12 protein-coding genes are annotated in these 12,501 nt (G+C 72.1%); 4 read left to right on the plus strand and 8 right to left on the minus strand.

Features of this window, described 5'->3' with window-relative positions:
- Positions 1 to 107: 107 nt before the first annotated feature.
- The 3 genes from ACFUO4_RS33250 to pdhA are packed head-to-tail and all read right to left on the minus strand — an operon-like array spanning position 108 to position 3,591.
- Entirely contained in the window at positions 108 to 1,460 is a 1,353-nt protein-coding gene (locus ACFUO4_RS33250; RefSeq protein ID WP_383491839.1) for a dihydrolipoamide acetyltransferase family protein, read from the minus strand.
- The gene (locus tag ACFUO4_RS33255; protein WP_383491841.1) at positions 1,460 to 2,464 is read right to left on the minus strand and encodes an alpha-ketoacid dehydrogenase subunit beta; all 1,005 of its coding nucleotides are present in this window, start codon (positions 2,462 to 2,464) and stop codon (positions 1,460 to 1,462) included. Before ACFUO4_RS33255 ends, ACFUO4_RS33250 begins: the two co-directional genes overlap by 1 nt.
- Positions 2,461 to 3,591 carry a pyruvate dehydrogenase (acetyl-transferring) E1 component subunit alpha gene (pdhA, locus tag ACFUO4_RS33260; protein WP_079312125.1) on the minus strand — a complete coding sequence of 377 codons (1,131 nt, stop codon included), beginning with the start codon at positions 3,589 to 3,591 and terminating at the stop codon, positions 2,461 to 2,463. The genes ACFUO4_RS33255 and pdhA overlap by 4 nt, the downstream gene beginning before the upstream one ends.
- Positions 3,592 to 3,781: 190 nt before the next feature.
- Here pdhA and ACFUO4_RS33265 point away from each other — a divergent pair, with 190 nt between their 5' ends.
- Entirely contained in the window at positions 3,782 to 4,267 is a 486-nt protein-coding gene (locus ACFUO4_RS33265; protein ID WP_059194319.1) for an Lrp/AsnC family transcriptional regulator, read from the plus strand.
- 1 nt (position 4,268) lies between these two features.
- On the opposite strand, the gene ACFUO4_RS33270 is transcribed toward ACFUO4_RS33265, so the two are convergent.
- Both ACFUO4_RS33270 and ACFUO4_RS33275 read right to left on the minus strand, forming a co-directional pair.
- Positions 4,269 to 4,859, minus strand: coding sequence for a TetR/AcrR family transcriptional regulator (locus ACFUO4_RS33270; RefSeq protein WP_079312127.1), 591 nt, complete (start codon positions 4,857 to 4,859; stop codon positions 4,269 to 4,271).
- Positions 4,856 to 6,373 carry a 3-hydroxyacyl-CoA dehydrogenase gene (locus ACFUO4_RS33275; protein WP_383491844.1) on the minus strand — a complete coding sequence of 506 codons (1,518 nt, stop codon included), beginning with the start codon at positions 6,371 to 6,373 and terminating at the stop codon, positions 4,856 to 4,858. The genes ACFUO4_RS33270 and ACFUO4_RS33275 overlap by 4 nt, the downstream gene beginning before the upstream one ends.
- Positions 6,374 to 6,545: 172 nt before the next feature.
- Here ACFUO4_RS33275 and paaN point away from each other — a divergent pair, with 172 nt between their 5' ends.
- Positions 6,546 to 8,237 carry a phenylacetic acid degradation protein PaaN gene (gene paaN / locus ACFUO4_RS33280; RefSeq protein WP_079312131.1) on the plus strand — a complete coding sequence of 564 codons (1,692 nt, stop codon included), beginning with the start codon at positions 6,546 to 6,548 and terminating at the stop codon, positions 8,235 to 8,237.
- Here paaN and ACFUO4_RS33285 read toward each other — a convergent pair.
- Genes ACFUO4_RS33285 through ACFUO4_RS33295 form a run of 3 tightly spaced genes read right to left on the minus strand, consistent with a single transcriptional unit; the run spans position 8,234 to position 11,042 of the window.
- Complete coding sequence (locus tag ACFUO4_RS33285) at positions 8,234 to 9,037, minus strand: TrmH family RNA methyltransferase (protein ID WP_383491846.1); 804 nt, start codon at positions 9,035 to 9,037, stop codon at positions 8,234 to 8,236. The two genes, paaN and ACFUO4_RS33285, sit on opposite strands and share 4 nt — an antisense overlap.
- Positions 9,034 to 10,230: an HTTM domain-containing protein gene (locus ACFUO4_RS33290; RefSeq protein WP_383491848.1), complete on the minus strand. Its 1,197-nt coding sequence runs from the start codon at positions 10,228 to 10,230 to the stop codon at positions 9,034 to 9,036. The genes ACFUO4_RS33285 and ACFUO4_RS33290 overlap by 4 nt, the downstream gene beginning before the upstream one ends.
- The gene (locus ACFUO4_RS33295; RefSeq protein ID WP_383491850.1) at positions 10,227 to 11,042 is read right to left on the minus strand and encodes a DUF5819 family protein; all 816 of its coding nucleotides are present in this window, start codon (positions 11,040 to 11,042) and stop codon (positions 10,227 to 10,229) included. The genes ACFUO4_RS33290 and ACFUO4_RS33295 overlap by 4 nt, the downstream gene beginning before the upstream one ends.
- Before the next feature lie 186 nt (positions 11,043 to 11,228).
- Here ACFUO4_RS33295 and paaA point away from each other — a divergent pair, with 186 nt between their 5' ends.
- Together paaA and paaB are read left to right on the plus strand one after the other, a co-directional pair.
- A complete protein-coding gene (gene paaA, locus ACFUO4_RS33300) occupies positions 11,229 to 12,215 on the plus strand; it encodes a 1,2-phenylacetyl-CoA epoxidase subunit PaaA (RefSeq protein WP_383491852.1) in 987 nt (328 codons plus the stop codon).
- On the plus strand, positions 12,212 to 12,499 hold the full coding sequence (gene paaB / locus ACFUO4_RS33305; protein ID WP_037614825.1) for a 1,2-phenylacetyl-CoA epoxidase subunit PaaB: 288 nt from the start codon (positions 12,212 to 12,214) through the stop codon (positions 12,497 to 12,499). Before paaA ends, paaB begins: the two co-directional genes overlap by 4 nt.
- Positions 12,500 to 12,501 lie beyond the last annotated feature (2 nt).

Raw genomic sequence — 12,501 nt, forward strand, 5'->3', positions numbered from 1 at the left:
GAGTATGCGGGCCGCCGCGATCACAGGGAACGCGTGGGGGGGTGCCGCCCTGGCGGAGTGCGCGACGGAATCGCCGCGAGCGCCAAGCACCCTGCGGCGCCGCCCTTTCACAGCGTGCGCAGCAGCACCGCCGGTTGTTCGACGCAGTCCGCCACGTACCGCAGGAAGCCGCCCGCCGTGCCGCCGTCGCAGACACGGTGGTCGAAGGTGAGCGACAGCTGGACGATCTGCCGGACCGCCAGCTCCCCGTCGTGCACCCAGGGCTTGGGGACGATGCGGCCGACGCCCAGCATCGCGGCCTCGGGGTGGTTGATGATCGGCGTGGAGCCGTCGACACCGAAGACGCCGTAGTTGTTCAACGTGAAGGTCCCGCCGGTGAGTTCGCCGGGTGTGAGGGTGCCGGTGCGGGCCGCCTCGGTCAGCCGGGCGAACTCAGCGGTCAGTGACTCCGCGTCGCGCGCGTGGGCGTCGCGGACGACCGGCACGACGAGCCCGCGCTCGGTCTGGGCGGCGAAGCCGATGTGAACGTGCTCGAACTGGACGACCTCCCTCGCCGCCATGTCGACCGTGGAGTTGAGTTCGGGATAGCGGGCCAGAGCCGCCGTGCAGATCCGGGCCAGCAGGGCGATCAGGGAGATCTTCGGTCCCCCGGAGGCGTTCATCGCGGCACGCGCACGCATGAGTTCGGTCGCGTCGGCGTCGACCCAGCAGGTGGCGTCGGGGATCTCCCGCCGGCTGCGGGACAGCTTGTCGGCGACGGCACCGCGGATGCCCTTGAGAGGGGTGCGGATGCCTCCGGCGACAGGGGCGGTCGAGGCGGGCGTCGGTTCCGGAGCCGACGTAAGTGCCGACGCGGCCGTCGGCTGGGAGGCGGTGCGCCCCTGTGCCGTGGCCGCCCGCAGCGCGTACTCCACGTCCGCCCGCAGGATCAGGCCCTCGGGGCCGGAACCGGTCAGCTCCCGCAGGTCCAGGCCGTTCTCCCGGGCCAGCTTGCGCACCAGCGGCGAGATCACCGGAACCGGCCCTTCCGCCGGTTCGGGAACCGCCGGCCGCCCGTTGGCCACCATGGGCGCCGCGGGCCTGCGCACCCTTCTGCGCCGCGCCGGTGCCTCCGAAGTGCCGTATCCCACCAGCACGTTCCCGGAGCCCTCGGTCACGTCCCCGGAGCCCTCGGTCTTCGCGCCGGTCTCCTCCGCCGAACCGCCGGAGGCAGGCGCCCCCACCGCGACGGTGATCAGCGGCGCGCCCACGGGCAGTTCCGTGCCCTCCTCGCCGAAGCGGGCCGTGACGACGCCGCCGTAGGGGCAGGGCACGTCGACCAGCGCCTTGGCGGTCTCGACCTCGACGACCGGCTGGTCGACGGCGACGACGTCACCGACCTCGACCAGCCAGCGGACGATCTCCGCCTCGGTGAGCCCCTCCCCGAGGTCGGGGAGCTTGAACTCCAGCACTTGTGCCATCAGCTCTCGGCCTCCCACTGCAGACGCCCCACGGCGTCCAGGATCCGGTCCACGCCGGGCAGGTGGTGACGCTCCAGCATCGGCGGCGGATAGGGGATGTCGAACCCGGCCACGCGCAGCACCGGCGCCTCCAGATGATGGAAGCAGCGCTCCGTGACGCGGGCCGCGATCTCCCCGCCCGGGCCGCCGAACCCGCCCGACTCGTGCACGACGACCGCACGTCCGGTCCGCCGTACGGAGGCGCAGACCGTCTCGTCGTCGAACGGCACCAGGGAGCGCAGGTCGACGACTTCGAGGTCCCACCCCTCGGCCCGGGCCGCCTCGGCGGCTTCGAGGCAGACGGGTACGGACGGCCCGTACGTGATGAGCGTGGCGCTCCGGCCGGAGCGCCGCACCACCGCGCGGCCTATCGGTTCAACGCTCTGCGGTTCCTCGGGGTTCCAGGAGTCCTTGGACCAGTACAGGCGCTTGGGTTCGAGGAAGACGACCGGGTCGTCGGAGGCGATCGCGGCACGCAGCAGGCCGTAGGCGTCGGCGACGGTGGCGGGCGTGACGACATGGAGTCCCGGGGTCGCCAGGTAGTACGCCTCCGAGGAGTCGCTGTGGTGCTCGACGCCGCCGATGCCGCCGCCGTAGGGGACGCGGATGGTGATCGGGAGCGGCATGGCGCCGCGCGTGCGGTTGCGCATGCGGGCGACATGGCTGATGAGCTGCTCGAACGCCGGGTAGGCGAACGCGTCGAACTGCATCTCCACGACCGGGCGCAGCCCGTACATCGCCATGCCGACGGCGGTGCCGAGGATGCCGGCCTCGGCGAGCGGGGTGTCGGTGCAGCGGTCCTCGCCGAACTCCTTGGCGAGGCCGTCGGTGACGCGGAAGACGCCGCCGAGGGTGCCGACGTCCTCGCCCATGACGTGGACGGTGGGGTCGGCGGCCATCGCGTCGCGCATCGCGCGCGTGAGGGCCTGCGCCATGGTGGCGGGCTTCACCGCGACGGTGGTCATGGAGTCTCCCCCTCGGCTTCCAGCTCGGCCTGCAACTGGGCGCGCTGCTCCAGCAGTTGCGGGGTGGGTTCGGCGTAGACGTGGGCGAACAGGTCCATCGGGTCGAGGACCGGGTCCTGGTTCATGCGCTCGCGCAGATCGGCGGCCATGGCCTCGGCGGCGTCGCGGGCCTCCTGGATGCCCGCGTCGTCGAGGAGGCCGCGCGTGGTCAGCTCGTGTTCGAGGAGCTTGATCGGGTCGTGGTCGCGCCAGGCGTCGACCTCGGTGTCGCCGCGGTAGCGGGTCGCGTCGTCGGCGTTGGTGTGGGCCTCCACGCGGTACGTGATGGCCTCGACGAGGGTGGGGCCGCCGCCCGCGCGCGCGTGCCGTACGGCGTCGGCCAGGACCTCGTGCACGGCCGCCGCGTCGTTGCCGTCCACCAGCCGGCCCGGCATGCCGTAGCCGACGGCCTTGTGGGCCAGCGACGGGGCCGCGGTCTGCTTGGCGAGCGGCACGGAGATGGCGAAGCCGTTGTTCTGGACGAGGAAGACGACCGGCGCCTGCCAGACGGCGGCGAAGTTCAGCGCCTCGTGGAAGTCGCCCTCGCTGGTGCCGCCGTCGCCGACCAGGGCGAGCGCGACCACGTCGTCGCCCTTGAGGCGGGCGGCGTGCGCGAGGCCCACGGCGTGCGGGAGCTGGGTGGCCAGCGGGGTGCACAGGGGGGCGATCCGGTGCTCGTGCGGGTCGTAGCCGGTGTGCCAGTCGCCGCGCAGCAGCGTCAGCGCCTCGACGGGGTCGAGGCCGCGGGCGACGGCGGCGAGGGTGTCGCGGTAGCTGGGGAAGAGCCAGTCACGGTCCTCCAGGACCAGCGCGGCGGCGACCTCGCAGGCTTCCTGGCCGGTGCTGGAGGGGTAGACGGCGAGGCGGCCCTGCTTGGTGAGGGCGGTCGCCTGCGCGTTGTACCGACGGCCGCGCACCAGTTCGGCGTAGAGGCGGCGCAGCAGGCCGGGGTCGGCCTTCGCGGCGGCCTCGGTGCCGAGGACGCGGTACGGCTCCGCGTCGGGCAGCAGCGGCGCGGGGTCGGTGCGGGGCTGCCAGGCGGGCGGCGGTGATGGCCGGTACGCGCCCCGCTGCTCCATGACCGTCATGACGGCACCTCCTCGTGGGAGCGGCTTCAGACGCGTCACGGGTTGTGATGCGCCTCACCTACCGATTGTTCGGTCGTCGGCACATTTTGGCTACAGGCCCCCTCAGGCTGTGGACAAACGGTTCTCCACAGCCTGCAATGAACGCAGTACGTCCATGGTAGGGAGGCGGGGGGACATGGCACCTGAACAAATGGCCGAAGGACCGGAGGGCGGCGTGCCCCTGCCGCCCCCGCGCCCGCTCGACGCCATCGATCAGGACATCCTGCAGATGCTCCAGGTCGACGGCCGCGCGTCGATAAGGTCCGTCGCCGAACGCGTCCACGTCTCCCGCGCCAACGCCTACGCGCGTATCAACCGCCTCATCGAGGACGGCGTCATCCGTGGCTTCGGGGCCCGCGTCGACCATGAACGGGCGGGCCAGGGCACCTCGGCGTACATCACCCTGAAGATCGTCCAGAACACCTGGCGCACGGTCCGCGAACAGCTCCGCCAGCTGCCCGGCGCCTCCCACATCGCCCTGGTCGGCGGTGACTTCGACGTCCTGCTGCTGGTGCACACGCCGGACAACAGATCCCTGCGCGAGCTGGTCCTCACCCGCCTCCAGGCCATCCCGGAGGTACTGAGCACCCGCACGCTGCTGGTCTTCGAGGAGGAGGACCTGGAGCCGCAGGGCTGAGTCAGCCGGCGTTCCTGAGCCCCCCGAAGACCAGCTGCGCCACCGCGTCCGCCACTTCGCGCTCGTTCATCCCGCGACCGTCCGGGCGGTACCACTCCACGATGGAGTTGATCATCCCGAAGACGAGCCGGGTCGCGAGGCGGACCTCCACGTCGCCGCGCACGTCCCCGTCGGCGGCCGCGGCCTTCAGCAGCTCGGCGACCCGGTGGTCGAAGTCGCGGCGGCGCTCCAGCGCCCAGCGCTCGGTACCGGTGTTGCCGCGCACGCGCAGCAGCAGGGTGACGTAGGGGAGTTCGGCGATGAGGACCTCGACCATGCGCCGGACCACGTACTCCAGACGCTCGGCGGCGTGCCCCACGCGCGCGTGCTCCTCGTCGAGGATGCCGAACAGACCGTCCAGCGCACGGCTGACGGCCCGGCGCAGCAGTTCCTCCTTGCCCGCCACGTGGTGGTAGATCGAGGACTTGGAGATCCCGGCGGCCTTGGAGAGGTGCTCCATGGAGGTGCCGTCGTAGCCGCGCTCGTTGAAGACCTGGACGGCGACGGACAGCAGCGTCTCGGGGGTGTACGTGTCGCGCTTGGCGGTGGTCATGACGTACTGCCCTCCCTCTTGTCGGTGGCGTACGCGTGGCGGTACAGCGCGAGGGACGGGGCGTACCGCCCGGAGGGGTCGCGCAGGTGCAGGTCGTCGAGGAGCGCGTAGGCCCAGTTGCGGCCCAGCCGGCGGCTCCATTCGAAGGGGCCCAGCGGGTAGTTGACCCCGAGCCGCATGGCCGTGTCGATGTCCTCCTCCGTGGCCACGCCCTTGGCCACCGCGTCGTGCGCGAGGTCGACGATCCGGGCGACCGTGCGGGCGACGATCATGCCGGGGACGTCTCCGATGACGCTGACGTCCTTGCCGAGCGCCTGGAAGAGGCCGATGGCCTCGGCGAGGGTCTGCGGGGCGGTGTCCTGGGAGGCGGACAGGGCGATGCGGGTGGCGCGGCGGTAGTCGAGGGCGAGGTCGAAATAGACCACGTCGCGGAACTCCACCGACGTCTGCCCGTCGGCGAGCGCGAGCTGGCCGCCGCTCGGCAGCACCAGCCGTGTGCCGTGGTCCTCCTCGTCCTCGCGGACCTGGATGCCCGCCTCGCGGATCAGGGCGAGCAGCTCGGAGGCGGGGCCCAGGTCGCCCTCGGCGGTGACGTGGGCGGGCGGCTGGGAGGGTTCCGCGGTGTGCGGCTCGGCGGGCTCGGCGTCGGGGCCGTGGTCGTACCAGCCGTGTCCGCTCTTGCGGCCGAGGCGGCCGGACTCGACCAGGCGGCGCTGGGCGAGCGAGGGCGCGAAGCGGACGTCCTGGAAGAAGGACTGCCAGACCGAGTGCGTGACGGACTCGTTGACGTCCTGGCCGATCAGGTCGGTCAGCTCGAACGCGCCCATCCTGAAGCCGCCGGACTCGCGCAGCACCGCGTCGATGGTGGCGGGGTCGGCGCCCTGGGCCTCATAGACCGCGAACGCCTCGGCGTAGAAGGGCCGGGCGATGCGGTTGACGATGAAGCCGGGGGTGTCGGCGCAGGCGACCGGCGTCTTGCCCCACGCGCGTGCCGTCTCGTACGCGCGCGTGGCCGACGTGACGTCGGTGGCGAACCCGGAGACGACCTCGACGAGCGGCAGCAGCGGGGCCGGGTTGAAGAAGTGCAGGCCCACGAGACGGCCGGGATTGCGCAGGGCGCCGCCGATCGCGGTGACCGACAGGGACGAGGTGTTGGTGGCGAGCAGACAGTCCTCGCCGACCACGTCCTCCAGCTCGCGGAACAGCTCCTGCTTGACGTCCAGCCGCTCCAGGACGGCCTCGACCACCAGGGAGCAGTCGGCGAGGTCGGCGAGCGTGCCGGCGGCCGTCAGACGCGCGCGTGCCGCGTCCCGGTCGGCGCCGGTGAGGCGGTCCTTCTCGACGAGCCGGTCGAGGCGGGCGCCGATCGCGTCGGCCGCTTCCTGGGCGCGCCCGGGGGCGGTGTCGTACAGCCGTACGGGGTGGCCGGCGACCAACGCGACCTGGGCGATGCCCTGGCCCATGGTGCCGGTGCCGACGACGGCCACGGGGCTGCTGAGGTCGAGTGCTGTCATGTGCGCGATCCTCCCGCACGGGGTTTTCCACAGATGCGGCGGACCCCCTTGTCCCGACCGATCGTTCGGTTACTCTAACTCTGACTGGCCGTTCCTGCCCATGGTTCCGACCATGGTTGTGCCCAGGTCATGAGCTCGACGCAGAGTTCTCCAGACGAGGAGTTGGTCCCGCATGGCCGCCGAACTGACCGCCCACGAGCTGATCGCCCAGCACCGGCCCACTCTCGACCAGGCGCTGGAAGCGATCCGCACGCGTGCGTACTGGTCCCCGCACCCCGAGCACCCGAAGGCCTACGGCGAGAACGGCAGCCTGGACGCGGCGGCGGGCAAGGCGGCCTTCGACGCCCTCCTCGGCACCCGCCTCGACCTCGGCCAGCCCGGCACGGACGGCTGGGTGTCCGGCGAAGTGTCCCCGTACGGCCCGGAGCTGGGCGTCGAGTACCCGCACGCGGACGTGGACGTGCTGCTGCCGGCCATGAAGGCGGGCCAGAAGGCGTGGCGGGAGGCCGGAGCGGAGATCCGCGCGGTGGTCTGCCTGGAGATCCTCAAGCGCATCAGCGACCGGACGCACGAGTTCGCGCACGCGGTCATGCACACCTCCGGCCAGGCCTTCATGATGGCGTTCCAGGCGGGCGGCCCGCACGCGCAGGACCGCGGCCTGGAAGCGGTGGCGTACGCGTACGTGGAACAGGTCCGCACCCCCGACACCGCCGAGTGGTCCAAGCCCCAGGGCAAGCGCGACCCCCTGGCCCTGACCAAGCAGTTCACGCCGGTCCCGCGCGGGATCGCGCTGATGATCGGCTGCAACACCTTCCCGACGTGGAACGGCTACCCGGGTCTGTTCGCCTCCCTCGCCACCGGCAACGCGGTCCTGGTCAAGCCCCACCCCCGCGCGGTGCTCCCGCTGGCGCTCACCGTCCAGGTCGCCCGCGAGGTGCTGGCCGAGGCGGGCTTCGACCCGAACCTGGTGGCGCTGGCCGCCGAGCAGCCGGGCGAGGGCATCGCCAAGACCCTCGCCACGCGCCCGGAGATCCGGATCATCGACTACACCGGCTCGACGTCGTTCGGCGACTGGCTGGAGGCCAACGCCCGCCAGGCGCAGGTCTACACGGAGAAGGCCGGCGTCAACACCGTGCTGGTCGACTCCACGGCGAACTACAAGGGCATGCTCTCCAACCTGGCGTTCTCGCTGTCCCTGTACAGCGGCCAGATGTGCACCACCCCGCAGAACCTCCTCATCCCGCGCGACGGCATCCGCACCGACGAGGGCCCCAAGACCTTCGACGAGGTCGCCGCCGACCTGGCCCGCTCGGTCGACGGCCTGCTCGGCGACGACGCCCGGGCGAACGCCCTGCTGGGCGCGATCGTCAACCCGGACGTCAAGGCCCGCCTGGAGGCCGCCGCCGGGCTCGGCGAGGTCGCCCTCGCGTCCCGGGAGGTCACCAACCCGGAGTTCCCGGACGCGGTCGTGCGCACGCCGGTCATCGTCAAGCTCGACGGAGCCAAGCCTGACGACGAGGCCGCCTACATGAGCGAGTGCTTCGGCCCGGTCTCCTTCGCCGTCGCGGTCGACTCGTCCGCGGACGCGGTGGAGCTGCTGCGGCGCACCATCCGCGAGAAGGGCGCCATGACGGTCGGCGCGTACACGACCGACGAGGACGTCGAGCGGGCGGTCCAGGAGGTCTGCTTCGACGAGGCCGCGCAGCTGTCGCTGAACCTCACGGGCGGGGTGTACGTCAACCAGACGGCCGCGTTCTCCGACTTCCACGGCTCGGGCGGCAACCCGGCGGCCAACGCGGCCCTCACGGACGGCGCGTTCGTCGCCAACCGCTTCCGGGTCGTGGAGGTACGCCGGGAGGCCTAGGCCTGCCCGAGCAGTCCCCGGGAGGCCTGGAACCCTCCCTGGAAGTCCGCCGTGAGGCTCCAGTGGTACAGCGTCATCCCCACGCTCGTCGCGAGGTTGTAGCTGGAGACCTGGGGCCTCATCGGCAGCGCCACCAGATGGTCGGCACGCGCGCGCAGCTGGGCGGACAGCCCGCTGCGCTCCGAGCCGAACGCGAGGACGGCGTCGTCCGGGAGCTTCACGCCCCGGATGTCGTCGCCCTCCGGGTCGAGGGCGTAGAGCGGCCCCGGGGGCAGTTCCTCGACCGTGACCCGCTCCACCGCCGTCGCGAAGTGCAGCCCCGCGCCCCCGCGCACGACGGTCGGGTGCCAGGGGTCGAGCGTGCCCGTGGTGACGACACCGGTCGCCCCGAATCCCGCCGCCAGCCGGATCACGGCCCCCGCGTTGCCGAGGTTGCGCGGGTTGTCGAGGACCACCACCGGCGCGGGGCGGGGCAGGCGCGCCAGCGCCTGAAGGTTCGCCGCGCGGGGCGGTCGCACGGCCAGCGCGGCCACCCCCGTCGGATGTGGGCGCGGCACGAGCTTCTCGTACGTCCCCGGCGCGACCTCCGTCAGCAGCGCGTCCAGCGTCTCGCGCACGTCGGAGGCCAGCTCACCGGCGAGGGTGAGCGTGGCCGCGCGGTCGGTGGTGACCGCCACCGGGACCTCGGCTCCGAAGCGCAGCGCGTGCTTGAGAGCGTGGAAGCCGTCGAGCAGGACGGCGAAGTCGGCGAGCCGGTGCCAGACGGCCACCGGACCGGCGGGGGCGGCGGGGTCGGTCATGCCGTGAAGCCTACGTGCGTCTCCTCGGCGCTCTCGGGGGCGCGGGGCTGCGGCAGCGTCGTACGGCCCCGTCCGGCCGTGAGCCGCCCACGCGCGCGTGCCGCCCAGCCGCCGAGCCGGCGCAGGAACGGCGTGGGCAGGAACACCGCGTCAGCGGCGATCATCGCCAGCGAGAAGAACGGCAGCCCCAGGACGACGGCGATCACGGCGTGCTCGGTCATCATGGCCGCCAGCAGGACGTTCTTGACCCGCCGGTTGAACAGCGTGAAGGGGAAGGCGACCTGCACGGCGACGGTGCCGTAGGTGATGAGCAGCACCATGGTGGAGCTGGAGGTCAGCGCGTCGGCGAGGCCGGGCCAGGGTGAGAAGTAGTCGAGGTGCAGCGGGTAGTAGACGGCGGTGCCGTCCTGCCAGCGCGAGCCCTGGATCTTGTACCAGCCGGCCGTCGCGTAGATCAGGCAGGCCTCGGCCATGATCACGAGCAGGGCGCCGTTGTGCACGATGTCGGTGACGACGTCCAGGAAGATGCGCGGCTGGTCGGTCCGCGCGAGACGGTCGACCGCCCAGCGCACACCGAGCGCCAGCCACACCGCCCACAGCAGCGTGGGGACGAACGGGTCGCCCTCGAAGAGCCGGCCCGCGCCCGTCGCCGCGATCAGCACCAGCCCGAGCACCACCCACAGCACGGGCCCGACCCGGTCCGCAACCTGCTCCCCACGCGCGCGTGCCCTGCGCGCGTCCAGCGACCACACCTGGCCGCACCGCGTGAACACCAGGTAGATGCACATCAGGTGCAGGACGTTGTCGCCGCCGTCGCCCATGAAGATGCTGCGGTTCTGCAGCGAGAGCACGCCGACCATGAAGAGCACGGACATCGTGCGGGTGCGCCAGCCCAGCAGCAGCAACGCGCTGGACAGGACGGCGAGGCCGTAGATCAGCTCGAACCAGAACCGTCCGTCGGACCACATCAGCGCGGTGAACGCGCCGTTGCCCGCGATCAGCTGCTCGGCGAGGTCCCAGCTCCACGGACCGTCGGGGCCGTACATCTCATTGCGGTGCGGCAGCTCGCGCAGCAGGAACAGCAGCCAGGTCGCGCTGAAGCCGATACGGACCACGGCGGACTGGTACTGACCGAGCGCCGAACCGGTGATGCGGGCGATGGCCTGGGAGACCGCGAGGGAGAACCGGTTCACCGTGCGCCTCCCGTGCGGTCGGCCGGGCCGACCGCCCACCAGGGCAGCTCCCGGTAGGCGGGCTTGTCGGAGACCTGCTCCTGGCTCCAGCCGGGCGGCCGGACGTTGCTGGACACGGACCGTACCTGCACCCGCTCGACGCTCCCGCCGGACCCCGCCGCGTCGTCCCGGTCGAGCCGCATCACCACGATCCGGCGCAGATACGTCTCCGACAGCGCGCCGCGCAGCCCGACCGGCCGGTTGTCGGTGCCGTGCGTGGCGGTGAAGAAGTCCCAGGCCCGGCGCAGCTCGTTCTGCTGGGTGTGGCTGGGCAGCGGATTGCCGTCGATGGCCCGGCCGTCCTCGGCCGACAGGTCGTACCAGCCGGTGGTGCGGACGGTGCCGTCCGCGGCCAGGACCTGGGCGCGCACCTGCACGGCGATGTTCTGCTGGAGCGGGTTCGGCGCGAACAGCTTCCAGTTCTGCTCGAACTCCGGGTAGACCCAGTCCTCGATCGCCCTGCCGTGCTGCTTGGTGACCGCGTTCGCGGGCGCGACGTGCAGGAAGGTCATCCCGAGGTGCACACAGACGGTGACCGCCACGATGGCGAGGGCCAGCGCGGCCCCGATCTGGTACCCCAGGGACAGCGCGGCGACACCGGTGCGGGGGTCGGCGGATGCGGGCGGGGCGGCCGGGGCGGGCGGCGGCGACGGAGGAGCCGAAGGCAGCAGGGCGGCCGGCGGCAACGGGGCAGCCGGCTCGGCCGGCGGCTCGGGGGCACGCGGCTCGTCGGCCCCGCGCCGGGCCTCCGAGCCTGTGTCGTACGCGTCCATTCCGCCCCGTTTCCCGATGTCCGCACCGTGTCCGCGGCCTGTCACTCGGCCCCTGCCGCGCACAGGGACCCCGGCAGGTTATCCACAGCGGTTGACACCTTACGGCGCCCGGCACACCATGGATGCGACGAACCGAACGATCGGTCGGGAGCATGCTCCGGACGGGAACGGGGTCGAGGGGGCCACATGGCAACAGCAGCACAGGCGTACGACAGGACGGACACCGCCGGTCAGGACGCGTACGAGCGTGCCTTCGACGCCGCCGTGGCCGCCGACGAGCGCATCGAGCCGCGCGACTGGATGCCGGACGCCTACCGCGCCACGCTCGTCCGCCAGATCGCCCAGCACGCCCATTCCGAGATCATCGGCATGCAGCCGGAGGCGAACTGGATCACGCGCGCGCCCAGCCTGCGCCGCAAGGCCATCCTGATGGCCAAGGTCCAGGACGAGGCGGGCCACGGCCTGTATCTGTACAGCGCCGCCGAGACCCTCGGCACCGGCCGCGACGAGCTCCTCGAAAAGCTCCACTCCGGCCGCCAGAAGTACTCCTCGATCTTCAACTACCCGACCCTGACCTGGGCGGACGTCGGCGCGATCGGCTGGCTCGTGGACGGCGCCGCGATCACCAACCAGGTCCCGCTGTGCCGCTGCTCCTACGGCCCGTACGCGCGCGCGATGGTCCGTATCTGCAAGGAGGAGTCCTTCCACCAGCGCCAGGGGTACGAGCTGCTGCTGGCCCTCAGCAAGGGCACCCCCGAGCAGCACGCGATGGCGCAGGACGCGGTGGACCGCTGGTGGTGGCCGTCGCTGATGATGTTCGGCCCGCCCGACGACGAGTCCTCGCACTCCGCGCAGTCGATGGCGTGGAAGATCAAGCGGCACTCCAACGACGAACTGCGCCAGCGCTTCGTCGACATCTGCGTCCCGCAGGCCGAGTCCCTCGGCCTGACCCTCCCCGACCCGGACCTGAAGTGGAACGAGGAACGGGGACAGCACGACTTCGGCCCGATCGACTGGACCGAGTTCTGGGACGTCCTCAAGGGCAACGGCCCCTGCAACGAACAGCGGATCACCCAGCGCAGGCGCGCCCACGAAGAGGGCGCCTGGGTCCGGGAGGCGGCCGCCGCCTACGCCGCCAAGCACGGCAACGGGACAGGAGAGCAGCAGGCATGACGAACACCGACTGGCCCCTGTGGGAGGTCTTCGTGCGCTCGCGCCGCGGCCTGTCCCACACCCACGCCGGCAGCCTGCACGCCCCGGACGCGGAACTCGCCCTGCGCAATGCCCGCGACCTGTACACCCGGCGCGGCGAGGGCGTCTCGATCTGGGTCGTCCCGTCGGCCGCGATCACCGCGTCCTCCCCGGACGAGAAGGACCCGTTCTTCGAACCGGCCGCCGACAAGCCGTACCGCCATCCCACGTTCTACGAGATCCCGGAGGGGGTGAAGCACCTGTGACC

The sequence above is a fragment of the Streptomyces sp. NPDC057280 genome, assembly GCF_042668605.1.
GTDB lineage: Bacteria > Actinomycetota > Actinomycetes > Streptomycetales > Streptomycetaceae > Streptomyces.

Bases quoted from the DNA above. Each gene is read 5' to 3' on its own strand.
- ACFUO4_RS33250 (WP_383491839.1), bottom strand. From the start codon at position 1,460: ATGGCACAAGTGCTGGAGTTCAAGCTCCCCGACCTCGGGGAGGGGCTC.
- ACFUO4_RS33255 (WP_383491841.1), bottom strand. From the start codon at position 2,464: ATGACCACCGTCGCGGTGAAGCCCGCCACCATGGCGCAGGCCCTCACG.
- pdhA (WP_079312125.1), bottom strand. From the start codon at position 3,591: ATGACGGTCATGGAGCAGCGGGGCGCGTACCGGCCATCACCGCCGCCC.
- ACFUO4_RS33265 (WP_059194319.1), top strand. From the start codon at position 3,782: ATGGCCGAAGGACCGGAGGGCGGCGTGCCCCTGCCGCCCCCGCGCCCG.
- ACFUO4_RS33270 (WP_079312127.1), bottom strand. From the start codon at position 4,859: ATGACCACCGCCAAGCGCGACACGTACACCCCCGAGACGCTGCTGTCC.
- ACFUO4_RS33275 (WP_383491844.1), bottom strand. From the start codon at position 6,373: ATGACAGCACTCGACCTCAGCAGCCCCGTGGCCGTCGTCGGCACCGGC.
- paaN (WP_079312131.1), top strand. From the start codon at position 6,546: ATGGCCGCCGAACTGACCGCCCACGAGCTGATCGCCCAGCACCGGCCC.
- ACFUO4_RS33285 (WP_383491846.1), bottom strand. From the start codon at position 9,037: ATGACCGACCCCGCCGCCCCCGCCGGTCCGGTGGCCGTCTGGCACCGG.
- ACFUO4_RS33295 (WP_383491850.1), bottom strand. From the start codon at position 11,042: ATGGACGCGTACGACACAGGCTCGGAGGCCCGGCGCGGGGCCGACGAG.
- paaA (WP_383491852.1), top strand. From the start codon at position 11,229: ATGGCAACAGCAGCACAGGCGTACGACAGGACGGACACCGCCGGTCAG.
- paaB (WP_037614825.1), top strand. From the start codon at position 12,212: ATGACGAACACCGACTGGCCCCTGTGGGAGGTCTTCGTGCGCTCGCGC.